The organism is Butyrivibrio sp. CB08, from assembly GCF_003625485.1.
Classification (GTDB): domain Bacteria; phylum Bacillota; class Clostridia; order Lachnospirales; family Lachnospiraceae; genus Butyrivibrio.
Map to the genome: position 1 here is coordinate 181,182 of NZ_RAIR01000004.1, position 21,920 is coordinate 203,101.

Consider the following 21,920-nt stretch of genomic DNA (forward strand, 5'->3'; position numbering starts at 1 on the left):
CCTCTTACTTGAGGTAATTCCACGGGCTCACATAATTACCATTTAATCTTACACCAAAATGAAGATGTGGTCCTGTTGATCTACCTGTTGAACCAACAGCTGCTATCTTGGTGCCTGATGTCACGTCCTGTCCCTTTGATACATAAAGGGCTGAACAGTGCATGTAAATTGTGTAAAGTCCGCCGCCATGGTTGATCATAATGTAATTACCCATGGTGGAGTTGTAATCTGCAGCAACCACAGTGCCATTGTAAGCGCAAAGGACCGAAGATCCTGATGGTGCTGCCAGGTCTATTCCATTGTGCATCTTCTCAACGCCGAGGGTTGGATGCACTCGCATTCCATAGTTGTCAGAGATTCTTGTGTAGTTGGGGCATGGCCATGTGAACACGCCGCCATCATACATATATCTGCTGTAGAGCGCTGCCTTGTCAGCCGCAACCTCTTTTTCCAGAGCAGCGATAGCTGCATTCTCAGCCTTGATCTCTTCTTCATAGGCCTTGATAGCCGCTTCCTTGCTGGAAATATCTGACTTTACTACTGAGAGCTCATTGTTCTTGGTGTCAATGAGGGCCTGAAGATTAGCCTCTTCCTCCTCTTTCGCCGCCTTAGCCTCATCAAGAGTCTGCTTTTCTTCCTCAAGAGCCTCTTTGGTGAGCCTTATAAGCTCTGTAGTCTCAATATATTCGTTGAGCTTGAGCCTGTCATAGGAGGAGAGCATCTCGATGTACTCCGCCTTGTTAAGCATGTCAGCAAAACTTCCAGATTCAAGGAGCATCTCAAAATAAAGCGTATCGCCTCTCTCGTACATAAATTTGATACGCTTTTTCATAGCCTCATACTGAGCCTGCTGGATAGCTTCAGCCTCTTCAAGCTCAGCTGTAGTGGTCTCTATCTGCTGTTCTTTTTCTGTGATCTCGTCTGAAAGAGCATCAATCCTGGACTGAATGTCAGAAAGCTGTCCATCAAGCTGGGTGATGTAATTGTTCAGATCTGTCTTGCTGGCTTCAAGCTGCTTCTTGACTTTCTCGAGGTCAGTCTTGGCATTCTTAAGACTATCCCTCTCCTTTTTAGCCTGGCTGATCTGATTCTCCTTGGCTTTGATGGACTCTTCAGTGACAGCGGCGTTACTTGTGATCTTCATACTGCAGGTAGATACAAGTGCCACCAGTATGCACATAAGGACGCAAATTATTCTTTTTTTTCTACCCTTAACAATATTCTTCAACTTGTGAGAATTCCCTTTTCTGGCTTTTATACGTGCAGGTGTTTCCTAACAGTAATGAAACTTCCAAGGAAACCTATGCCAATACCGATCAAAAGAGATATTGGAACAAGCTTGTTGTAAATTGTCTCAACAGGCAGGAAATTCAAAAGGGAACTGAGCATAGTAAATCTAGAAGCCACATAGCTGATCACATGTGTATAAACAAAGTAGATGATGATCAGCGGAATGATCGATCCAATAAGTCCGATCAGAATTCCCTCTACTACGAAAGGTGCTCTTACAAAAAAGTCTGTGGCACCAATATACTTCATGATATTGATCTCATCCTTACGAACTGAGATACCCATTGTAACTGTGTTGCTGATAAGGAAAACAGATACCAGCAAAAGAAGAACAATGATACCACCAGATACATAAGCAATGAGCAGGTTAAGTCCGCTTAATGTTGTAGCTGTTACCTCAGATCTGTTGACCTCACGAACAACGCTGATGGACTCTATGTAAGTTACAAGAGCCTGCTGCATTGATACGTCGTTAAGGTAGATCTGAAGGTTGGCTGATTCAGCAAGAGGATTCTCTGTAAATCCGTCTGCGTACTCTCCAAGATACTCCTCCTTGAAGCCTTCCCACGCCTCATCAGCTGAAACATAGGTGATCTCTCTTACTTCAGGTCTCTTTTCAAGTTCGCTCTTTACTACAAGGATCTCGTCCTCGCTGGTTCCCTCGTTAAAGAAAACTGTTACGGACACGCCCTCTTCAGCGGTCTTAACTACATTCTGGAAATTAGTGATTATGGCATAAAACAGACCAAATAGAAACAGACACGCTGTGATGGTAGCTATTGAAGCCAATGTGTACCATCTGTTTCTGCCAAGATTCTTAAAGCCCTGTCCTATGGTATAAAAGAAACTACTACTCCTCATCGATGTACATACCCTCTTCCTCGTCTTCTATGATGACACCCTTTTTCATGGTAATAACTCTCTTCTTCATAGCATTAACGATCTCTCTGTTGTGAGTAACCACTATGACAGTTGTACCATTTTCGTTGATCTGTTCCATGAGTTTCATGATTTCCCATGAATTATTTGGATCCAGGTTACCAGTAGGCTCATCAGCCAAAAGAATTGTCGGCTTATTGACAAGAGCTCTGGCAAGAGCAACTCTTTGCTGCTCACCACCTGACAGCTGATTGATCTTGTTCTTGTACTTGCCTGCCAGGTTAACTGTGGCAAGAATAGATGGAACGTTTCTCTTGATCTCTCTTGTTGGAGTCTGAACTATGCGCTGTGCAAAAGCAACGTTCTCGTAGACGTTTCTGTCCTTTAGAAGTCTGAAATCCTGGAATACGATTCCAAGGTTTCTCCTGAACTTAGGGATCTTGCTGTGCTTGATCCTGCGAAGATTGTAACCAAGTACAGTGATCTCTCCGTCTGTGGGTACAAGCTCTCTAAGAAGGAGCTTGATGAGAGTGGACTTACCTGATCCACTGTCGCCCACTATAAAAACAAATTCACCCCTCTTGATATGAAGGGTGACTCCGTTTAAGGCTGGTGCACCCGTAGAATAAGATTTAGTCACGTTCTCCAGCGTGATAACCTCATCCTCGGGAATCTGCCTGTTTGATCTTCTTTTTCTATATCCTCTTTCCATAAACCTCCCTCGTAGTCCAAAAACTATAGACTATCAAGTAAACTTCTCCATATACTTCATATATCTTACAACCATAAGTGCAATTTTAAAAGTAATTGCATCATCAAATACTCTAAGGTCCAGACCAGTACTCTTTTGAAGCTTGTCCAGCCTGTAAACAAGAGTATTCCTATGGATGAAGAGCTGTCTTGATGTCTCTGATACGTTAAGAGAGTTCTCGAAGAACTTGTCTATGGTTGTGAGGGTCTCCTGATCGAAGTCGTCAGGGTTCCTTCCTCCAAAGATCTCCTTGATAAACATCTTGCAAAGCGGAATAGGAAGCTGATAAATAAGACGTCCTATACCCAGTTCGCTGTAGCAGATAACCTTTCTCTCGTCGAAAAAGATCTTTCCAACATCAAGTGCCATCTTGGCTTCTTTATATGAACGGCTCACTTCCTTGATCTCACCAACCACTGTTCCGTAGGCGATCCTTACTCCAGAAAGTCCTTCTTTTTCAAGATTTGCAAGAATCTCCTCTGCAGACTTGGTGATCTCGGAAGGCTTAGCCATCTCACTGACATCCTTGACGATTATCACATTGTCCTCGTCAACCTCTGTGACAAAGTCTGTTCCACTTCCAACGCAGGTCCTTGTAAGCTCTAAGACATTGCTGTCTCTTCCGCCTGCGCACTCCACTATCATGGCAACTCTCTTGGCATCGCTCTGGATGTGGAGCTTTTTAGCTCTTGAATAAATATCCACCAGGAGCAGGTTATCAAGAAGCAGGTTCTTGATAAAGTTGTCCTTATCAAATCTCTCTTTATAAGCTACAAGCAGGCTCTGGATCTGATATGCGATCATCTTGCCAAGCATATATACGTTGTCACCACTGCCGGTGCAAATGAGTATATACTCAAGCTGCTGCTCATCATATATTTTGAAATACTGATATCCCTGAATCTCCTGAGAATCAGCAGGGGATTCAACGAAATCTCTGGCCACAGTAGACACATTGCCAATATCTGTGGTTGTGGATGCAACCTCTTTTCCATCGATATCAAGGACGCAAAGATCCACGTGTGCTATGTTTTTAAGCCCGTCTATTGTGTTCTGCAAAATCTGATTGGAAATCATGTGTCACTCTTTCTTGCACGTTGTGCAGTAAAAATAATTACATTCTATCGTGAATAAACCACATCACTTTTCCATTTTAATACAAATGTACAAAAAAATCTATAGAAAGCACTATCTTTTTTGTGTATTTTTCAATTTTTGTGGTCAAAAGTGACAAAAACCAGGTCTCATTTTTAGCTATGGTTTTTGCTCCATGTACTTATATTTATTAACTAATGCTCCGATAAAAAAGATAAGATAAAGTGGATTCTTTTCACAAGGAGGTGGCCTATGGATATCCCTGCTTTATCGATGGCATTGTCTCAGAACCGTATTCTGAACGATGTTGGTATCGCAATGCTCTCAAAGAGCCTTGATAACATGCAGGACATGGGTGCAGCAATGGTAGAAACCATCGAGGCAGCACCAGCTGTTTCCCTGGACCCTAATCTTGGCGCCAACATTGACATCAGAGTATAAACAGGCCATCAAATGTGCTTTATGCACGAAAGACCCGCTCAGTTTTGAGCGGGTCTTTTAAAATGCTGATCTATCCAGCAATTTTCATTATTATCTCCATTCCAACCATGTAGATCAAAGCAATGACCACAGCAACCACAAGCGCAACTGTAACAAGCTTGTATCCCTGTTTTTTGCTCTTTGGAATCCCTAAAAAGAACTCATGTCTCTTTTCCATGTAAGCTATCTTAACAAGGACGCATATCGCAATGGCTGTGGAAATGATGGCCAAAACAAAGTAAATGGCAGTTGTAACGAGCATAACATTCTGGATGTCTATACTGTCCATATAGTCCTGGGCCTGTCCAAGGACGTCCTTTTCTGCGTAGAGCATGATTACTTCGACTGAGTTGAAGATAGCGTGGGCAATAAAGGATGACAGTACGCTTCCTGTGGCCTCTACAAGCAGAGCGAACATAACGCCCATTGCAGCGCCGTAAGCAAACTGATTGATGTTAAGATGCATCATACCAAACATAAGTGATGATATGATTATAGAACCTATTATCCTGCCTGATCTCTGGAAGCTCGAAAGTATAACTCCCCTGAAAACAAACTCCTCAATAAAGGGTCCAACTATTCCGATAGAGAGAAACATCTGCCACCATGGAAGAGCTGTTATCTCATCCATCATCTCAACAACGGTGTTCTCTACAAATATCATGGACAACGAGTTGAAGAATATCACCAGAGGATAAAGAAGCAGCACATACAAAAATATCATAAGGGCTGATGGTATCCTGATCTTCTTAAGAGGAACGATTACCGATATTCTCTCGCCGTAAAACAAAACCATCGCAAGGGCTGGCACCAGGCACAAAAGCTCCGAGATAACATTGTTAAGAAGTATAGGCATTGAAGCCATGGTACGGATCATCCATACCGCATAGAGCCCGGTAAAAGCAATGGTGAAAAGGATCATGTATAAAAAGAGCCTGTTAGCCTTCCTGTAGTCCATGTTTTCTCCTTACTTAAGTTCGATTGAATCTGGTCCTATTACTATTTTACCTTCTTTTAGAAGTCTTCCAACAGCACGCTTGAATTCATTCTTACTCATTCCGGTCTTTTCCCTGATGAGGTCCGGAGATGCCTTGTCGGTAAATGGGAGCTTTCCTCCGCCGTTTTCTATCATTGAAAAGATCTTGTCAGCGTCAGTGTCCATCTGAAGATATGCCTTCTCTCTGACACTAAGGTTAAGCCTTCCATCCTCTTTTACTGATACTACTCTCGCTGAGATCCTGTCGCCTATCTTAAGGTTCCCGTAGAGCTCCTTCTTGGCTATAAGGCCTGAATAAATGTCATCTACAGCAACAAAGGCTCCAAAGTTATCACTCATCTCATAGACAGTTCCCATAACCTTGTCATCCTTGCCATAGGGGCTGTCGTTTTTAAGGTACTTATATACGTTCATGGTGACGCAAAGGCGGCTGCTCTTGTCGATGTACATGGCGCACAAAACGTCATCTCCAGCCTTAACCTTGGCAGTCTGCTCTTTAAAAGGCAGTAGCACATCCTTCTCAAGGCCCCAGTCCATAAAAGCTCCGATCCTGGTAGTCTCTTTTACCCTAAGGACTCTAACGTCCCCGAGCATGATCTTGGGCTCACTGGTGGTAGCAATAAGCCTGTCATCTGAATCCTTGTAGATGAACACTTCCACCTTACTTCCAAGGTCTGCTCCTGCCGGAACCTGCTTGGCGGGCAAAAGAACTTTCTCATCACTTCCAGCCTTTTCCCCAAGGTAAACACCAAAGTCCACCTTCTTGATCACTTCAAGGGTCTGCTTTTCGCCTAATCTTATCATTTTTTGTTCTCCGTTCTTTTTGAAACCTGCAGCAACATCACTGCGTTGTCAGTTCTACAATACATACGGGACTCATTTTTGCGTCCCTCAAATTAATAGTATAAGTCATTATTGCGCTTTTTGAAACTTTCCTGATCTCAGGATAAAGAGTATCTCCAAGCACTGCCTGTTTCCTGTACTCAGCCCTGAGAGCTCCCACTCTGATATCCTTGTCAGGAAGGCTCTCAATGGCCATGCGGATATACTGGCCGTTGTTGACGTGGTTATTGGTATCAAGGTGGTGAGTCCTTACCTGGATCTCATCAGCTTCAAAAATCTCTGCATCCTCTGGAATTGCGATCTTCCTGTCACCATAATCCATTGGAAGTTTCTCGCCAAGGGGATAAGCGTCCACCATCTCCTGGCTTATTCTGGCTGGAATACCCTTTTCAAAGTTAAACAGCGTCCAGACTGAGTTGGCTGTTGCAAGCCTCTCTCCATCTTTGGTATCCATGAAGAAATTTCTGTGGCCAAAAAAGCCCTTCAGCTCATAGGGAATTGTTCCTATGGTGACTTCCTCGCAGAGCCTTGGGTATCTGTTTATGACGATCTGCCAGGAGTTAAGAACCCATGCCACGCCCTGTTGTCTTAAGTATGCCATGTTGGCTGGTCCGTCCTGAGTCTGAAAGGTGGAACAGTCCTGGAAATAATTGATCAGAGACTCTATGGTGAGTTCTGCATTCTTATCGACTTCGCTGTATCTGATCCTTGAATCAAAAGTGTACATTGATAGTTCCCCCATTTCGTCACGGTAAACTCAGATGCTTCGCATTAATACAGAAAAGCGAGATTGAAGATTTCAATCTCGCTTTAGTAGCTGGGCTAGTAGGATTCGAACCTACGTAATGACGGAGTCAGAGTCCGTTGCCTTACCGCTTGGCGATAGCCCATCGACAAGTAGTAATTATACTTGAGACTCCATCAAAATGCAAGTACTTTTTTAAAACTTTTATAATTCATTTGAAAGCCAGTATTTATGCCGCTTCCAGGACATCATCCTTCGAAAAGAAGATCTGCATATGTTGGGAATGGCCAATCTTTTTTATCAACCAGCATCTCCAATTTGTCTGCAGGATCACGAAGAGCATCCATAGCTGGTCTTACCTTGTCCTTATAGAAGTAAGCGAGCTTTCTTGCATCTGTGATCTTTCTAGCCTTGTTCTCAACTGTCTTAAGATCATCAAGAGCCTTCTTCATCTTGGTAAGCTCTGTTGTGATCTCCTTAAGCTCTGAAAGAAGTGCGCTCTCATCTGCGCCTGCTGCCTTTACCTCATTGACATCCTTGGCAAGTCTTCCAGCATACTTCATTACAGCTGGGATGATCTGCTTGGATGCCATATCGATCATTGTAAGAGCCTCGATATTGATGGTCTTAGCATAGTTCTCAAAGATGATCTCTTTTCTTGATTCAAGCTCAGTCTTGGTGTAAACACCAAAGTCGCCAAAGAGCTTGACTGCCTTCTTGGTTGTAAGAGTATCTGCTGCCTCGATGGTGGACTTGATGTTTGGAAGTCCGCGGCGCTCAGCCTCTTTTACCCAGTCCTCTGAATATCCGTCGCCATTGAAGATGATCCTCTGGTGGTCAGTTAAGTACTCCTTCATAAGGTCATGAACTGCCATATCGAAATCATCGGCCTTTTCAAGGATATCTGCTGCCTCGCAGAAAGCCTCAGCAACGATTGTATTAAGTGTTGTATTTGAACTTGCCATTGAGTCAGATGAACCAACCATTCTGAACTCAAACTTGTTACCAGTAAAGGCAAATGGTGATGTACGGTTTCTGTCTGTTGCATCCTTCTCAAACTGAGGAAGAGTTGAAACACCAGTCTTGAGCTTGCCACCGCGCTTACTTGACTTGGCTACGCCAGTCTCGATGAGCTGTCTTACAACGTCCTCAAGCTGCTCTCCAAGGAAAACAGAAATGATCGCTGGAGGAGCCTCGTTGGCACCAAGTCTGTGGTCGTTACCAACGTCAGCTGCGCTCTGTCTTAAAAGATCTGCGTGAGTATCAACTGCCTTCAAAATGCAGGCAAGTACAAACAGGAACTGAACGTTCTTGTTAGGTGTATCACCTGGATCAAGAAGGTTCTTGCCATCGTCTGTGCAAAGAGACCAGTTGTCGTGCTTACCTGAGCCATTAACACCAGCAAATGGCTTCTCGTGGAGAAGACATCTCATGTGGTGATGCTCAGCAACTCTCTTCATGGTCTCCATAATGATCTGGTTGTGGTCTACCGCGATATTTGCAGTCTCATAGATTGGAGCAAGCTCGTGCTGACCAGGAGCAACCTCGTTGTGCTGAGTCTTGCCAGGAACACCAAGCTTCCAGAGCTCAGTGTTGAGATCCTTCATGAACTCACCAACTCTCTCACGGATTACACCAAAGTAGTGGTCCTCCATCTCCTGACCCTTTGGAGGCATTGCACCAAAGAGGGTTCTTCCGGTAAAGATAAGGTCTTCACGCTTCATTGACTTATCCCAGTCAACCAGGAAGTATTCCTGCTCTGGTCCAACTGAAACATTGACCCTTGTTGCTGTGTCGTTACCAAAAAGCTTAACGATCCTGAGGGCCTGCTTATTAACAGCCTCCATGGATCTTAAAAGAGGTGTCTTTTTATCAAGAGCCTCTCCTGTGTATGAACAGAATGCTGTAGGAATACAAAGTGTAACACCAGCGCCAGATTCCTTAAGGAATGCTGGAGATGTGATATCCCAGGTTGTATAACCTCTTGCTTCGAAAGTAGCGCGAAGTCCGCCAGATGGGAATGAGGAAGCATCAGGCTCACCCTTTATAAGCTCTTTTCCAGAGAAAGAAGTAAGCATGCGGCCGTCCTGGTCTGCACTTCCAACAAAGGAATCATGCTTCTCAGCTGTGATACCTGTAAGAGGCTGGAACCAGTGTGTGTAATGTGTTGCACCGTTTTCTGTTGCCCAGTCCTTCATGGCGTTTGCCACAACGTCAGCTGACTCCTTGGACAGTGCTCCTCCGTGCTCTATTACATTTACAACCTCTTTGTATACATTCTTGGGCAGACGCTCTCTCATCTTGGAGAGGGTAAAGACGTTCTGTCCGAATATTTCTTCCACATTAACCATGCTGCTCATAGCGCTACGACCTTTCATCAAAAATATTTGTCATACAGTTTACATTAATTATCCAAAAACTTAAAGTACAAATTTAATATTATTCTTCAGCTTCTGCGCTGACTCTCAGAATATCGTAGCGGCTTGGCTGCTCTGAAAGATCAAGATATATGATCTCTTTTGAGTGAGGGCAGGATTCAACAGCAGTTCCTTCCTCATTGTACATGCCCTTTACTGTGACCTTTACGTCTGTTCCGTCGGGCTTCATTATCTCGATCTCATCGCCAACACTGAACTTGTTTCTCTGCTCGATCTTGGCAAATCCTCTCTCGTCTATGTCGTAGACGATTCCAAGGTAGATATATTCGCTTACATAGGTATTGTTGTCGTAAATCTGCATCTCATCACTGGGCTTGCCAAAATAGAAGCCTGTGGTGAACTGGCGGTATGTGCACTTTGAGATCTGATCAAGATACCATGGCATGTTCTGCCTGTACTTTTCCTCAGACTCGAAGTAGTCATCAATGGCCTTTCTGTAGGTCCTTGCCACAGTTGCTACATAAAGAGCAGTCTTCATTCTGCCTTCGATTTTGCAGCTGTCAACGCCAGCATCGACAAGCTCCGGGATGTGCTCTATCATGCACAGATCCTTGGAGTTGAAGATATAGGTTCCGCGCTCGTTCTCATATACAGGCAGGTACTCTCCTGGTCTCTTTTCCTCAACAACTGCATACTTCCATCTGCATGGGTGTGTGCAGGCGCCGTGATTGGCATCTCTTCCTGTGAAGTAGTTGGACAAAAGACATCTTCCCGAGTATGAAATGCACATAGCTCCATGAATGAAGCTCTCCATCTCAAGGTCCTTGGGGATCCTTTGCTTGATCTCTTTTATCTCCGCCATTGAAAGCTCTCTGGCTGCAACAACTCTCTTGGCTCCAAGATCGTGCCAGAAGTTGTAGGTCTCATAGTTGGTGTTGTTGGCCTGGGTTGATACGTGGATGTCTATTTCAGGGCAGATCCTTCTGGCCTTCATAAAGATACCGGGGTCAGCGATAATGAGCGCGTCCGGCTTTAGCTCTTTTAACTCATGAAGGTAAGTCTCAACGCCGTCAAGATCGTAGTTGTGGGCAAGGATATTGACTGTGACATGGACATGCACGCCATGCTCGTGGGCGAAAGCAATGCCTTCCTTCATCTCTTCCTTGCTGAAGTTCTTGGCCTTTGCCCTTAGTCCAAAAGCATCTCCGCCAATATAGACTGCGTCTGCGCCAAACATTACTGCGGTCTTTAAAACCTCAAGACTGCTGGCAGGTATAAGTAGTTCTGGTTTTTTCATAAATTCACCTGTTTCTTAAATCTTCACGGAGAGGCTCATGCCATCTCCAACTGTCAGTATCACTGTGTTTAGCTGATCGTTGTGGGTCAGCTCATAGAGGTAGTCCCTCATTCTTGCATGGATGGTGCGGTTTCTCCTTGTCACTGCAAACCTTGATTCAAACACATCTCCGTCCTGAAGCACGTTGTCTGATACAAGAAGACCTCCCTTATTAAGGATCCTCATGCACTCCGGAAGGAAGTTGATGTACTGACCCTTTGCAGCATCCATGAATATAAAGTCATATCCCGGAGAAAGAGTTTTTAAGATGTCCATGGCATCTCCCTCAAGGAGGGTTATCTTTCCCTTGGTGTCATACTTTTTAAAGTTTTCCCGGGCCACGGGAATTCTCTTTTCATACTTCTCAATGGTGGTGATCCTGGTGTCATTCCCGGAGTACTCGGCCATTAAAAGAGCTGAAAAGCCAACAGCGCAGCCGACCTCCAGTATGTTTACAGGTCTGTTCTGCGCCATTAAAAATTTAAGAAGCGTCTGGGTATCCTTGCGGATAATAGGCACTTCGTCCGCTATTGCCACTCTCTCAACCTCATCGAGGTATGGGGCATTCCCTCTGTCGAGGGAATTGATAAAGGTTGTAATCCTGTCCTGATCAGCCATCCTCTGACTCCTCAGTCTCTTCAGAATCCGAAGCCTTCTGACCTCCGGACATTATTGTGAGCATCTCCTCAGGAGTCATGGCAGTGCTGAGTTCGTAGGTTCCAGCCTGTTCCATTCCGTGATATTCCGAGAATCTCTCCTGAAGTTTAAAGAGATTTTTGTCTGTGATAAGTCCGACACCTGCCAGGTTCTCCGCGATGGTGTCAGCGGAATCTCCGTCTCCAACTTTGAATGTAACGGTTCTTCCTGTACCAGACGAAACTGCCGACTGGTTAAAGATCTGATAGCCGTAGTTGTAAGCAACCTTGGCGTATTTTGAAATCATCATTGCAACCACAATGACAAATGCCACCTTTACTGCGGTATCAAGTAGCCCCAGCAAAATTCTTTTTACGTTCATAAATAAGTCTCCTCAAAAAGACTTTAGAAGTTGGTGTCCATAATAATGGGCATGATCATAGGTCTTCTCTTTGTCTTTTTCCAGATATAATCACTAAGCGCATCCTTGACGATGTTCTTGAGCTTAGCCCAGTCAGTGATTCCCTTCTCAAGGGCCTCTGTCACATCATCGTAAACAAGGTCTGTTGCGTCGTCTATAAGCTTATCAGACTCCCTTACATAGACGAATCCTCTGGATACTATGCTTGGTCCTGATACGATCTGACAACTTGCCTTGTCGATACCAAATACTACTATAACTATACCGTCTTCTGCAAGATGCTGTCTGTCCCTGAGAACAACATTTCCAACATCTCCAACTCCAAGACCGTCTACAAGAATAGCTCCAACAGGGACTTTTCCTGCAACCTTGGCGCCATTTTCATCCAGCTCCAAAACCTCTCCTGAGTGAAGGATAAAGATATTGTCCTTGTCCATTCCAAGCTCTTTTGCAATATTGCTCTGAGCGATGAGGTGTCTGTACTCTCCGTGAACAGGAACTGAGTACTTGGGCTTAACAAGAGTATAGATAAGCTTGATATCCTCCTGGCATGCGTGTCCTGAAACGTGGACATCCTGGAAGATAACGTCAGCGCCCTTCATCTGAAGTTCGTTGATGATATTTGTAACGGCCTTCTCATTACCTGGGATAGGGTGAGATGAGAAGATAACTGTATCACCTACGCCAATGCTGATCTTTCTGTGCTGACCGCTGGCCATTCTGCTAAGAGCAGCCATACTCTCTCCCTGGCTGCCTGTTGTGATGATAACAGTCTTGTTTTCCGGATAGTTCTTGATCTGATCTATATCAACCAGAGTGTTGTCTGGTATCTGGATGCATTCAAGCTTCTGGGCAATGTCGATGATGCTGACCATACTTCTGCCCTCGACAACAACCTTTCTGCCGCACTTGTGGGCAGTGTTGATGATCTGCTGAACTCGGTCAACGTTTGATGCAAAGGTAGCAACGATGATCCTGGAGTTCTCATGCTCTTCAAAGAGAGAATCAAGAGCTCTTCCTACAGTCTTTTCAGAAGCAGTAAAGCCTGGTCTCTCTGCGTTTGTTGAATCGCACATAAGGGCGAGAACGCCTTTTTTACCGATCTCAGCAAATCTCTGAAGATCGATAGGATCTCCGAATACAGGTGTGTAGTCGACCTTGAAGTCTCCTGTGTGGACAACAGTTCCTGCAGGTGAATAGATAGCAAGAGCTGCAGCGTCAACGATAGAGTGGTTGGTTCTTATAAATTCAACCCTGAAGTTTCCAAGGTTTATAGACTGTCCAAATTTAACAACCTTCCTGCGAGTCTTCTTAAGAAGGTTGTGCTCCTCGAGCTTGTGCTCGATAATGCCCATGGTAAGGCGGGTTGCATATACAGGGACATTGAGCTCATGAAGAATATAAGGAAGCGCACCAATGTGGTCCTCGTGTCCATGAGTGATGACAAAGCCCTTGACCTTGTCAATGTTCTCCTGCAGATATGTGATGTCAGGGATTACCAGGTCGATTCCCAGCATGTCGTCGTCAGGGAATGACAGACCGCAATCCACTACAATAATACTGTCTTCATACCTGAAGGCAGTGATGTTCATTCCAATCTGCTCAAGACCACCCAGTGGGATGATCTGCAGCTTGGAAGTATTTTCAGTTTTGTTTTTGCTCAATATAATTCCTCCATTTAATTGGCGGATGCATAGAAAGAGATATAAACCCCTTGCCCGTTAAATATCCAGATCTACGCCATCCTCAGAGAGCAGCTTACGAAATACACCAGCAACTGCCTCGAGCTCCTGGTCATCGTCCACAATGACATAAACTGCCTCTTCATCATTCATATCGGAGTCGTCGCGCAGTATCAGCGCTTCTGAATCTCCGTCTTCTTCATCAGTTACTAAAAGATAGGTCTTAGCACCTATTACAGTCTGTTCCAAACAATAAAACTCAACCGCTTCTTCCCCATCGGGACTAAACATAATCTTTTCCAAAATAAGTCACCTTTTTAATCTGTTGTCCAGATAATCCTGAAGGATGATCTGGGCTGCAATCATATCAACGTATTCTTTTCTCTTTTTACCCTTAATGCCCGCTTCATCCATGATCTCGTCCGCAGCAACTGTTGTAAGTCGCTCGTCAAGCATCTCCACGGGAATTCCAGTTCTTCTCTCAATCTTTTCCTTAAATTCAAGGCATAACTGTGAGCGCTCAGAGACCGACTCATCCATGTTTAAGGGCAGTCCAAGGACGATCTTCTCTACCCCATATTCCTGAATAAGTTCTTCAATGCGCGCTAAAGTTCTTCGAAGCTTGTTTTCTTCGTTTCTACGGATGATTTCTTTGCCCTGGGCAGTCAGCAAAAGCTCGTCGCTAATGGCAACTCCCACGGTCTTGGACCCGTAATCAAGTCCCATGATTCGCATTATTTTCTAGCCCAATCGTTGCTCTTGATGTACTCGGTGAGCATCTCCTCAACGAGCTCATCTCTCTCAACCTTCATAATAAGGCTTCTTGCACCCTTGTGACTTGTGATGTAGGTTGGATCTCCAGACATGATGTAGCCTACGATCTGGTTTACCGGATTGTAGCCCTTCTCTAAAAGAGCGTCGTAAACAACAGACAGTACCTTTTTAACACCTGTCTCTGGCTCAACTTCTACTTTAAAAAATTGGGTATTACCTAAATCCTGCTCTGGCATATCGCATAACCTTTCCAAATGTATTTTCTAAAGGGGCTCGCCCTCTAAAGCCTCGTGACACTATAGTTAATTTAATTGTATAACAGAAATTTTAAATAAGCAATGTATCGGGGCTCAGCATAGCTCTTGGTGTAACCCTTGAAAGCTCCCCAGATACGGCTTTTTCGTACTCTTTAGTCCCTTCGCAGGCAGCCACTCTGACATACCTGTCAGTATGACCTATCATATAGGTTTTGCCTCCGTGAACTTCCTCATCCTCCCAGAGAACTGAAAGCTCCTGACCAATAAATCCCTTCCTGTAATTCTGGGAATCCCTGTCAGTGATATCAAGGAGCACATCGCTTCTTGCAGACTTCTCTCTGTCAGTGAGCTGGTCAGCCATTCCTGCTGCCACAGTGCCCTTTCTTGGAGAGTACTTAAACACGTGCATCTCGTAGAATTCAATGTCTGAGACAAAATCTCTGCACTCAATAAATTCTTCCTCCGTCTCCCCTGGGAAGCCCACGATTACATCTGTGGTGATGGCAGGTCTGTCAAAGGCCTTTCGCAAAAGAGCTACAGACTCTTTAAACTCCTCTGCTGAATAATGTCTGTTCATTCTCTTAAGAACAGAATTGCATCCACTCTGAAGAGACAAATGGAAATGAGGGCAGAGCTTATCGATCTTAGCCATCCTGTCCACGTTTTCTTTTGTGATAAACCTTGGCTCTATGGAACCAAGTCTTATTCTCTCAATGCCAGGAATCTCAGCAACCTTCTCAACCAGGTCAACAAGCATTGGCTGACCCTTATCTACGCCATAAGAACCAACATGGATTCCGGTTATTACTACTTCCTTACAGCCCTTCCCCGAAAGATCTGTGATCTCTGTAAGGACATCCTCCATCTCTCTGCTTCTTACTCTTCCTCTTGCATAAGGGATAACGCAGTAGGTGCAGAACTGATTGCAGCCGTCCTGAACCTTGATATAGGCTCTTGTATGTTCAGGGAGATTAGTAAGCTTCATCTCCTCGTAGATATCTGTGTGATTTATATCGATCATGGACTTTCCGCCCATGGTCTTATCGTCGTAGTCGCCTCTTGCAGCCACAAACTCATCCAGGATGCTGGCAATCTCTGACTTCTTGTTATTGCCGATGGCAAGGTCGATGGCCTCGTCCTTTTTAACTCCCTCGATCCCTGTCTCAACATAGCATCCAACTGCTACAACAATTGCATCAGGGTTTTCTTTTTTGGACCTGTGGAGCATCTGACGAGACTTTCTGTCAGCGATGTTTGTAACTGTACAGGTGTTGATGATATAGACATCCGCTTTCTCGTTAAATGGCACAATAATGCAGCCTGCGTCCACAAGCTTTTGTATCATGACATCCATTTCATAACTATTTACTTTGCATCCAAGGTTGTGAAGGGCTACCTTTAAGCCTTTTATGTTATTTTCCATACTTTATCTCATTGACTTTTTACAATCTTACGTTTACTATTAAGAAGAAAAGGAGGTATTTGCGCAATGAAGACAGTTAAAATTTCACTTAATTCTATCGATAAGGTTAAATCTTTTGTAAACGATATTACGAAGTTCGATTATGATTTCGATCTCGTTTCTGGAAGATACGTTATCGATGCTAAGTCTATCATGGGTATCTTTTCATTGGATCTTTCTAAGCCAATCGATCTTAACATCCATGCAGAAGACGGCGCAGATGAGGTTCTCGAGATCTTGAAGCCTTACATGGTCTGATCACTGTTTGATCAGATCTACTAAAAAAGATTATTATAGACCATCTTAAGATATTTCTTAGGATGGTCTTTTTTTATGCTTATTTTTTGATCTCAATTATTTCGTCTGTCTCAAGTGCAATGCGAACAAGTTCATCTATCTTCTCTACAAGGTTCTCTTCGTGTCTCTCAATAACATCAAGTCTTGGCTTGGTCACAGGGTGCTTTGCAACGAAGATAGTACAGCAGTCCTCGTAAGGAAGGATTGATGTCTCGTAGGCACCTATCTTTTCAGAAATATCTACAATGTCCTGCTTATCAAAAGCAATAAGTGGTCTGTAAACAGGCATGTCTCTTACCACCTCTCCAGTACACATAAGGCTCTGCATGGTCTGGGACGCAACCTGTCCAATACTCTCTCCGGTAATAAGACCAAGACATCCGGTCTTACCAGCGATGATATCTGCAATCTTCATCATGTATCTGCGCATGATGATAGTGAGCTCATCGTGAGGGCACTTCTCATAAATGTACATCTGAATATCTGTAAAGTTGATGACATGAAGCTTGATGCTTCCTGTGTACTTTGCAATAACTCCCGCAAGGTCAACAACCTTCTGCTTGGCAGCTTCGCTGGTATAAGGTGGCGCATTGAAATAAATAGCCTCAAGGTCTACACCTCTTTTTGCGATCATGTATCCAGCTACAGGAGAATCGATTCCTCCAGATAAAAGAAGCATTGCCTTGCCGGCAGTTCCTATTGGCATTCCGCCAGGACCTGGGATGATCTCTGAAAAGATATTGAGCTTTTCTCTGATCTCAACATTGATAAGAACCTGAGGGTTGTGTACATCAACCTTCATGGTGTCGTAAGCATCAAGCACCTGAGCACCGATCTCAGCGGCCATCTCCATGGAATCCATAGGATAGCTCTTATCAACTCTTCTAACCTTGATCTTGAAGGTCTTGTTCTTGTCAGGATATACACCGTCCACAAAGTCAATAACTGCCTGACATACACCATTAACGTCAGGAAGGTGGTTCTCTCCGTCTCTCTCGATTGAAACAGCAGGACAGATTCCTGTTATTCCAAAAACTGTCTGAAGGGCAGATACTGTCTCGTCAAAGTCAAAATCTTTTCCCTCAACATATACTCGTCCTGCAGTCTTGGATATCTCAAAGGTTCCGTCGCACTTTCCGAGAACTCTTTTTATCTGCTTAACAAGGGCATCCTCAAAGATGTATCTGTTCTTGCCCTTAACTCCTATCTCTGCATATTTGATTACAAAAGCATGGTACTGCATTCTATTCTCCCTTAATGTCTGTAGAACTTTCTCATGGTCTCCACCTGACTCTCAAGTGTGTCCAAGAGATAATCGATCTCTTCCCTGGTTGTTTCCTGTGACATGCTGACTCTTATGGTTGATTCCAAAAGATCCCTCTCAAGACCTATTGCCTGAAGTGTATCTGAAATGTGAGGGTTGTTGGAAGTGCAGGCAGATCCGGCCGAAACGTAGATCTCCTTGCTGCTTAGCATGTTAAGGATAGTCTCTGCTGCAAGGCCCCTTATGGAAACGCTGACGATATGTGGTGCTCCCTTATCAGGCTCCGGGCCATTTATCTTAATATCTGCAATCCTCTCCTTGAGAGAATCAATAAGATATTTCTTAAGCTCGTACATTCTGGCGTTCTTGTTATCAAGATCCTCATAGCACATGCTGGCTGCCAGCGCCATTCCTGCTATTCCAGGAACGTTTTCAGTTCCTGATCTCATGCCCTTTTGCTGACCACCGCCATAGCAAATGGGTTTGATCTTGGTGCCCTTTTTGATATATAAAAAGCCAACTCCCTTAGGTCCGTGGATCTTGTGACCTGAAACAGACAGAAGGTCTATGTTCATGGATCTTGGTCTTATTACCAGCTTGCCATAGCCCTGAACAGCGTCCACATGGAAAAGAATCTGTTCATTAATGGACTTGATCAGTTTCCCCGCTTCTGAAACAGGCTCAACTGCGCCTATCTCGTTATTTACCATCATCATGGAAACTAAGATGGTATCTTCTCTTATGGCATTCTTAAGTTCCTCAAGGCTTACAACTCCCTCTGAATTAACTGGAAGATATGTGATCTCAAAGCCTTCATTTTTAAGAGCCTCGCAGGTCTCAAGTACCGCAGGATGCTCAATGCTGGTTGTGATGATGTGCTTGCCTCTCCAGGCATTGGCTCTTGCTCCGCCGATTATTGCAAGGTTATCAGACTCAGTTCCGCCTGAGGTAAAAAAGATCTCGGCGGGGTCAACTTTTAAAGTGGAGGCGATAGTCTCTTTTGCCCCAAAGAGTCTGTTTGCTGCAACAGTTCCCATGTGATGAACACTTGAGGCGTTGCCATATTCTTCTGTCATTACCTTAGCCACAAGCTCAGCGACTTCCTTGTATGCCCTTGTTGTAGCTGAATTATCTAAATACGCTATCATAATCTCCTCACCTCTCAAGGTGATACATAAGCCATGAAATGGCTGTAAATCCTGCAGTCTCTGTCCTTAAGATCCTCTTTCCAAGAGTGATTGGCTGTATGTCGTTTGACAGGCACAGCTCGATCTCATCCTCAGAGAATCCGCCCTCAGGACCTATAAATACTGCTACGCTCTTACCTGGTTCAATGCCCTCAATGACTTTTTTGGTAAAAGAAATATCCTTAGCATTTTCATAAGGTATGAGTTTAACATCAATGCCTTCATTTTTGCAATACTCTATGGCCTGCTTCATGGTGATGGGCATTTCAACTTCCGGAATAATGCCGCGCTTACTCTGCTTGGCTGCAGCTTCGGAAATAGCCTGCCATCTCTTTATCTTTGAAGCAGCTTTTTTCTCATCAAGCTTGACGATACATCTCTTGGTGGACATTGGGATTATCCTGTAGGCTCCAAGTTCAACTGCCTTCTGGATGATGAGCTCCATCTTATCAACCTTGGGAAGCCCCTGGAATAGATATATCCTGGAGGGAAGTTCGTGTCCGTTCTCCTCAATAAAGCAGAGCTTACCTACAACGCTCTCATTTTCAAAAGATGAGATCTCGTAAAAGAGCTCTTTTCCCGAATCATCAGAAAGGATGCTCACGGAAAACTGCTCTCCCACCTTCATTCGAAGGACGTTTGCTATGTGGTTGTAGTCACTGCCCGTGATGGTCACTTCCTTAAAATCGGAAGAGACCTGAGAGCTCTCTACAAAAAAATGATACATTAGTTTTTCCTCGAAGTAATTGAAACCCAGTCGCCCTGATGGTGGATCTCTAAGATCTCAAGACCCGCATCAAGATGAGCCTTTTTAACCTCTTCTTCCTTGGTATCGATGATACCTGAAGTGATATAGATACCACCGCTCTTAAGGTTATCTAAGATAACCGGGGTGAGAGGAACAAGGACGTTGGCAAGGATGTTGGCAACAACGATGTCGTACTTGTCGTAGCCCACCTTGTCCTGAACCTGTTTGTCATCGATTATATTTCCAATCATCATCTCGAATTTGTCTTCTGAGATGCCGTTGTTTTCCATGTTTTCTTTTACAGCAGGAACCGCGCACTTATCCAGGTCTGTTCCAACTGCATGCTTAGCACCAAACATAAGAGCAAGGATTGATAATACTCCGCTTCCTGTTCCTACGTCCAAAAGAACTGTATCCTTGGTCACATACTTTTTCAGCATACGGATGCAAAGCTGTGTTGTCTCGTGCATTCCTGTTCCGAAGGCTGTACCAGGATCTATGTGAAGCACCATGTTTGCCTTCTCTTCGTCTTCCTTGGACTCTTTCTCCCAGGAAGGAATTACAAGTATATCATCAATATAAAATTTATGAAAGTACTGTTTCCAGTTATTGATCCAGTCTATGTCCTCTGTTACAGATACAGAAATAGTGCCATCTCCGATGTCTGTAAAGCTCTTAAGCTCTTCCAAAGATTCCTTAATGGCTTCTTCCATTTCTTCAGGAGTCTTCTTGGTAGCTACTACCTCGCCCTCATCATTTGGGAGCTCCACTGTCAGCATATTGTTGTCATCTATCTCTAAGAAGAAACTAAGATATGCCACGCCCGCTTCAATAGATGGGCCCTTCTCATCAGGCTCAAGCTCAGGGGCATCGATAAACATCTGCTCCTTGTCTGCAGCAGAAAGTGGAACATTGTCCTCGATCTGCGCTCCCTCAAGGCCTATGTCCTGAAGGTAGCTAACGATAATGTCCTCAGATTCTTCATTGGTCCTAATCCTAAATCTCATCCACTTCATGGTAGATCTCCTTTGCTTAACGAAAAAAGAATTGTAGATAAGCAGTTGCGAAAATGCTGCGCATTTCCGCAACACACGTCTTTCGACAAATATCAGCCAAGAAATATAAGAGTATACGCAAACAAGTTTGCATACTCTCATATTTCTTAGCTGCTGCTTATCTACAATTCACGCGGTCATTCCCAAAACTTTTTCTTTTTCTTACCGCCGTTTGGATTCACAGGTTCGTTATCATCTCCGCCCATGAGTCTCTCAGCTGCTGTAAGGGAGTCGCCAGTCTTCTCATCGAATTTCTTAAGAAGTTCCTTTGCCTCTTTTGAAAGCTTCTCAGGAACCTGAACTACAAGAGTTACGTAATGATCTCCTCTCTGCTCCTTGTCCCTAAGAGATGGAACACCCTTGCCACGAAGTCTTACTCTTGTGTCTGTCTGGGTTCCAGCCTTAACGTCATATGCCACCTTGCCATCAACAGTATCGATAAGAACTGTTCCGCCAAGAGCTGCTACTGCAAAGGATACAGGAACCATTGAGTAGATGTTGAAGCCCTCTCTCTGGAAGATAGGATGATCTGAAACCACAACCTCTACAAGAAGGTCTCCTCTTGGTCCGCCGTTGATTCCTGGCTCACCCTTTTCTCTGATCCTTACGCTCTGACCATTATCTATACCTGCAGGAATTGTAACCTTGATCTTCTTTCTGCTGGCAATATATCCTGTTCCGTGGCAGTCAGTACACTTATCCTTAATTACCTTACCAGTACCGCCACACTCTGGACATGTCTGAACGTTTCTGACTGTTCCAAAGAATGACTGCTGTGTATAAACGATCTGTCCCTTACCACCGCACTTAGTACAGGTCTGTGGCGATGTACCTGGCTTAGCGCCTGTTCCGTGACAGGTTGGGCATGGATCCTTGATGGTAAGCTCAAGCTCTTTTTCACAGCCAAATACAGCCTCTAGGAAGGTTATGCGCACGCTGGCACGAAGGTTAGCTCCCTTAGATGGGCCGTTTCTTGTGGCTCCTCTTGAGCGTCCGCCTCCAAAGAAGTCTCCAAAGATATCACCGAAGATATCGCCAAAGTCTGCACCATTAAAGTCGAATCCGCCAAATCCGCCGGCTCCGCCTTCAAATGCAGCATGTCCGAACTGGTCATACTGGCGCTTCTTCTCAGGGTCACTAAGTACAGCATAAGCCTCGGAAGCTTCCTTGAACTTCTCAGCAGCAGACTCATCACCAGGATTCATATCAGGGTGATACTTCTTAGCAAGGACTCTGTATGCTTTTTTTATCTCTTCGTCCGAAGCATTTTTGCCAACACCAAGGACTTCATAATAATCGCGTTTCTGCTCTGCCATAATACTCCTTATAAGTCTCTTAATAGC

At 44.3% G+C, this 21,920-nt stretch carries 23 protein-coding genes and 1 tRNA gene; 2 read left to right on the forward strand and 22 right to left on the reverse strand.

The window, feature by feature from the left end:
• Nucleotides 1-4: 4 nt before the first annotated feature.
• From D6855_RS08890 to D6855_RS08905, 4 genes are read right to left on the reverse strand one after another with little or no spacing between them, the layout of a single operon-like run.
• The gene (locus tag D6855_RS08890) at nucleotides 5-1,228 is read right to left on the reverse strand and encodes a murein hydrolase activator EnvC family protein (RefSeq protein ID WP_120740156.1); all 1,224 of its coding nucleotides are present in this window, start codon (nucleotides 1,226-1,228) and stop codon (nucleotides 5-7) included.
• Nucleotides 1,229-1,254: 26 nt separating this feature from the next.
• Nucleotides 1,255-2,151 (reverse strand): permease-like cell division protein FtsX, encoded by an 897-nt coding sequence (gene ftsX, locus D6855_RS08895; protein ID WP_120740157.1) that lies wholly within the window; start codon nucleotides 2,149-2,151, stop codon nucleotides 1,255-1,257.
• On the reverse strand, nucleotides 2,141-2,881 hold the full coding sequence (gene ftsE / locus D6855_RS08900; protein ID WP_120740159.1) for a cell division ATP-binding protein FtsE: 741 nt from the start codon (nucleotides 2,879-2,881) through the stop codon (nucleotides 2,141-2,143). Before ftsE ends, ftsX begins: the two co-directional genes overlap by 11 nt.
• Before the next feature lie 33 nt (nucleotides 2,882-2,914).
• Nucleotides 2,915-3,997: a PucR family transcriptional regulator gene (locus D6855_RS08905; protein ID WP_120740161.1), complete on the reverse strand. Its 1,083-nt coding sequence runs from the start codon at nucleotides 3,995-3,997 to the stop codon at nucleotides 2,915-2,917.
• 270 nt (nucleotides 3,998-4,267) lie between these two features.
• Between D6855_RS08905 and D6855_RS08910 the strand changes: the two genes are divergently transcribed.
• Nucleotides 4,268-4,456 (forward strand): YjfB family protein, encoded by a 189-nt coding sequence (locus tag D6855_RS08910; RefSeq protein WP_120740163.1) that lies wholly within the window; start codon nucleotides 4,268-4,270, stop codon nucleotides 4,454-4,456.
• A 70-nt stretch (nucleotides 4,457-4,526) separates the two neighbouring features.
• Here D6855_RS08910 and D6855_RS08915 read toward each other — a convergent pair whose 3' ends face one another.
• From D6855_RS08915 to mtaB, 13 genes are all read right to left on the reverse strand, one after another.
• Nucleotides 4,527-5,453 carry a CPBP family intramembrane glutamic endopeptidase gene (locus D6855_RS08915; protein ID WP_120740165.1) on the reverse strand — a complete coding sequence of 309 codons (927 nt, stop codon included), beginning with the start codon at nucleotides 5,451-5,453 and terminating at the stop codon, nucleotides 4,527-4,529.
• Nucleotides 5,454-5,462: 9 nt separating this feature from the next.
• Entirely contained in the window at nucleotides 5,463-6,296 is an 834-nt protein-coding gene (locus D6855_RS08920) for a CvfB family protein (RefSeq protein WP_120740167.1), read from the reverse strand.
• A gap of 37 nt (nucleotides 6,297-6,333) precedes the next feature.
• Entirely contained in the window at nucleotides 6,334-7,062 is a 729-nt protein-coding gene (locus D6855_RS08925; RefSeq protein ID WP_120740169.1) for an acyl-[acyl-carrier-protein] thioesterase, read from the reverse strand.
• Nucleotides 7,063-7,152: 90 nt separating this feature from the next.
• A tRNA-Gln gene (locus D6855_RS08930) sits at nucleotides 7,153-7,225 on the reverse strand.
• Nucleotides 7,226-7,328: 103 nt separating this feature from the next.
• Nucleotides 7,329-9,440, reverse strand: coding sequence for a glutamine synthetase III family protein (locus tag D6855_RS08935; RefSeq protein WP_120740171.1), 2,112 nt, complete (start codon nucleotides 9,438-9,440; stop codon nucleotides 7,329-7,331).
• Between the two features lie 79 nt (nucleotides 9,441-9,519).
• On the reverse strand, nucleotides 9,520-10,755 hold the full coding sequence (locus D6855_RS08940; protein ID WP_120740173.1) for a peptidase U32 family protein: 1,236 nt from the start codon (nucleotides 10,753-10,755) through the stop codon (nucleotides 9,520-9,522).
• Nucleotides 10,756-10,770: 15 nt separating this feature from the next.
• On the reverse strand, nucleotides 10,771-11,412 hold the full coding sequence (locus D6855_RS08945) for an O-methyltransferase (RefSeq protein WP_120740175.1): 642 nt from the start codon (nucleotides 11,410-11,412) through the stop codon (nucleotides 10,771-10,773).
• A complete protein-coding gene (locus D6855_RS08950; protein WP_120740177.1) occupies nucleotides 11,405-11,812 on the reverse strand; it encodes an endolytic transglycosylase MltG in 408 nt (135 codons plus the stop codon). The genes D6855_RS08945 and D6855_RS08950 overlap by 8 nt, the downstream gene beginning before the upstream one ends.
• A 23-nt stretch (nucleotides 11,813-11,835) precedes the next feature.
• Nucleotides 11,836-13,515 (reverse strand): ribonuclease J, encoded by a 1,680-nt coding sequence (locus D6855_RS08955; protein WP_120740179.1) that lies wholly within the window; start codon nucleotides 13,513-13,515, stop codon nucleotides 11,836-11,838.
• Between the two features lie 57 nt (nucleotides 13,516-13,572).
• Nucleotides 13,573-13,836, reverse strand: a complete 264-nt coding sequence (locus D6855_RS08960; protein ID WP_120740181.1) for a DUF1292 domain-containing protein — start codon at nucleotides 13,834-13,836, stop codon at nucleotides 13,573-13,575.
• 6 nt (nucleotides 13,837-13,842) lie between these two features.
• Nucleotides 13,843-14,268, reverse strand: a complete 426-nt coding sequence (ruvX, locus tag D6855_RS08965; protein ID WP_120740183.1) for a Holliday junction resolvase RuvX — start codon at nucleotides 14,266-14,268, stop codon at nucleotides 13,843-13,845.
• Nucleotides 14,268-14,543, reverse strand: coding sequence for an IreB family regulatory phosphoprotein (locus D6855_RS08970; protein ID WP_120740185.1), 276 nt, complete (start codon nucleotides 14,541-14,543; stop codon nucleotides 14,268-14,270). The genes ruvX and D6855_RS08970 overlap by 1 nt, the downstream gene beginning before the upstream one ends.
• Nucleotides 14,544-14,634: 91 nt before the next feature.
• Nucleotides 14,635-15,987, reverse strand: a complete 1,353-nt coding sequence (gene mtaB / locus D6855_RS08975) for a tRNA (N(6)-L-threonylcarbamoyladenosine(37)-C(2))-methylthiotransferase MtaB (RefSeq protein ID WP_120740187.1) — start codon at nucleotides 15,985-15,987, stop codon at nucleotides 14,635-14,637.
• 66 nt (nucleotides 15,988-16,053) lie between these two features.
• Here mtaB and D6855_RS08980 point away from each other — a divergent pair, with 66 nt between their 5' ends.
• Nucleotides 16,054-16,284 (forward strand): HPr family phosphocarrier protein, encoded by a 231-nt coding sequence (locus D6855_RS08980; RefSeq protein WP_024866396.1) that lies wholly within the window; start codon nucleotides 16,054-16,056, stop codon nucleotides 16,282-16,284.
• A gap of 79 nt (nucleotides 16,285-16,363) precedes the next feature.
• Here D6855_RS08980 and thiI read toward each other — a convergent pair whose 3' ends face one another.
• From thiI to dnaJ, 5 genes are all read right to left on the reverse strand, one after another.
• Nucleotides 16,364-17,566 (reverse strand): tRNA uracil 4-sulfurtransferase ThiI, encoded by a 1,203-nt coding sequence (gene thiI / locus D6855_RS08985; protein ID WP_120740189.1) that lies wholly within the window; start codon nucleotides 17,564-17,566, stop codon nucleotides 16,364-16,366.
• Between the two features lie 11 nt (nucleotides 17,567-17,577).
• On the reverse strand, nucleotides 17,578-18,735 hold the full coding sequence (locus D6855_RS08990; protein WP_120740191.1) for a cysteine desulfurase family protein: 1,158 nt from the start codon (nucleotides 18,733-18,735) through the stop codon (nucleotides 17,578-17,580).
• A gap of 7 nt (nucleotides 18,736-18,742) precedes the next feature.
• Nucleotides 18,743-19,501: an RsmE family RNA methyltransferase gene (locus D6855_RS08995; RefSeq protein ID WP_120740193.1), complete on the reverse strand. Its 759-nt coding sequence runs from the start codon at nucleotides 19,499-19,501 to the stop codon at nucleotides 18,743-18,745.
• Nucleotides 19,501-20,538 (reverse strand): 50S ribosomal protein L11 methyltransferase, encoded by a 1,038-nt coding sequence (gene prmA / locus D6855_RS09000; RefSeq protein ID WP_120740195.1) that lies wholly within the window; start codon nucleotides 20,536-20,538, stop codon nucleotides 19,501-19,503. Before prmA ends, D6855_RS08995 begins: the two co-directional genes overlap by 1 nt.
• A gap of 176 nt (nucleotides 20,539-20,714) precedes the next feature.
• Nucleotides 20,715-21,893 carry a molecular chaperone DnaJ gene (gene dnaJ, locus D6855_RS09005; protein WP_120740197.1) on the reverse strand — a complete coding sequence of 393 codons (1,179 nt, stop codon included), beginning with the start codon at nucleotides 21,891-21,893 and terminating at the stop codon, nucleotides 20,715-20,717.
• Between the last annotated feature and the right edge of the window lie 27 nt (nucleotides 21,894-21,920).

Excerpts from the sequence above, each read along its gene's own strand:
- dnaJ (WP_120740197.1), bottom strand. The coding sequence starts at position 21,893 with ATGGCAGAGCAGAAACGCGATTATTATGAAGTCCTTGGTGTTGGCAAA.
- ftsX (WP_120740157.1), bottom strand. The coding sequence starts at position 2,151 with ATGAGGAGTAGTAGTTTCTTTTATACCATAGGACAGGGCTTTAAGAAT.
- D6855_RS08935 (WP_120740171.1), bottom strand. The coding sequence starts at position 9,440 with ATGAGCAGCATGGTTAATGTGGAAGAAATATTCGGACAGAACGTCTTT.
- ftsE (WP_120740159.1), bottom strand. The coding sequence starts at position 2,881 with ATGGAAAGAGGATATAGAAAAAGAAGATCAAACAGGCAGATTCCCGAG.
- D6855_RS08940 (WP_120740173.1), bottom strand. The coding sequence starts at position 10,755 with ATGAAAAAACCAGAACTACTTATACCTGCCAGCAGTCTTGAGGTTTTA.
- D6855_RS08925 (WP_120740169.1), bottom strand. The coding sequence starts at position 7,062 with ATGTACACTTTTGATTCAAGGATCAGATACAGCGAAGTCGATAAGAAT.
- D6855_RS08970 (WP_120740185.1), bottom strand. The coding sequence starts at position 14,543 with ATGCCAGAGCAGGATTTAGGTAATACCCAATTTTTTAAAGTAGAAGTT.
- D6855_RS08945 (WP_120740175.1), bottom strand. The coding sequence starts at position 11,412 with ATGGCTGATCAGGACAGGATTACAACCTTTATCAATTCCCTCGACAGA.
- prmA (WP_120740195.1), bottom strand. The coding sequence starts at position 20,538 with ATGAAGTGGATGAGATTTAGGATTAGGACCAATGAAGAATCTGAGGAC.
- thiI (WP_120740189.1), bottom strand. The coding sequence starts at position 17,566 with ATGCAGTACCATGCTTTTGTAATCAAATATGCAGAGATAGGAGTTAAG.
- D6855_RS08995 (WP_120740193.1), bottom strand. The coding sequence starts at position 19,501 with ATGTATCATTTTTTTGTAGAGAGCTCTCAGGTCTCTTCCGATTTTAAG.
- mtaB (WP_120740187.1), bottom strand. The coding sequence starts at position 15,987 with ATGGAAAATAACATAAAAGGCTTAAAGGTAGCCCTTCACAACCTTGGA.
- D6855_RS08905 (WP_120740161.1), bottom strand. The coding sequence starts at position 3,997 with ATGATTTCCAATCAGATTTTGCAGAACACAATAGACGGGCTTAAAAAC.
- D6855_RS08950 (WP_120740177.1), bottom strand. The coding sequence starts at position 11,812 with ATGAACGTAAAAAGAATTTTGCTGGGGCTACTTGATACCGCAGTAAAG.
- D6855_RS08910 (WP_120740163.1), top strand. The coding sequence starts at position 4,268 with ATGGATATCCCTGCTTTATCGATGGCATTGTCTCAGAACCGTATTCTG.
- D6855_RS08980 (WP_024866396.1), top strand. The coding sequence starts at position 16,054 with ATGAAGACAGTTAAAATTTCACTTAATTCTATCGATAAGGTTAAATCT.
- D6855_RS08990 (WP_120740191.1), bottom strand. The coding sequence starts at position 18,735 with ATGATAGCGTATTTAGATAATTCAGCTACAACAAGGGCATACAAGGAA.
- ruvX (WP_120740183.1), bottom strand. The coding sequence starts at position 14,268 with ATGCGAATCATGGGACTTGATTACGGGTCCAAGACCGTGGGAGTTGCC.
- D6855_RS08915 (WP_120740165.1), bottom strand. The coding sequence starts at position 5,453 with ATGGACTACAGGAAGGCTAACAGGCTCTTTTTATACATGATCCTTTTC.
- D6855_RS08920 (WP_120740167.1), bottom strand. The coding sequence starts at position 6,296 with ATGATAAGATTAGGCGAAAAGCAGACCCTTGAAGTGATCAAGAAGGTG.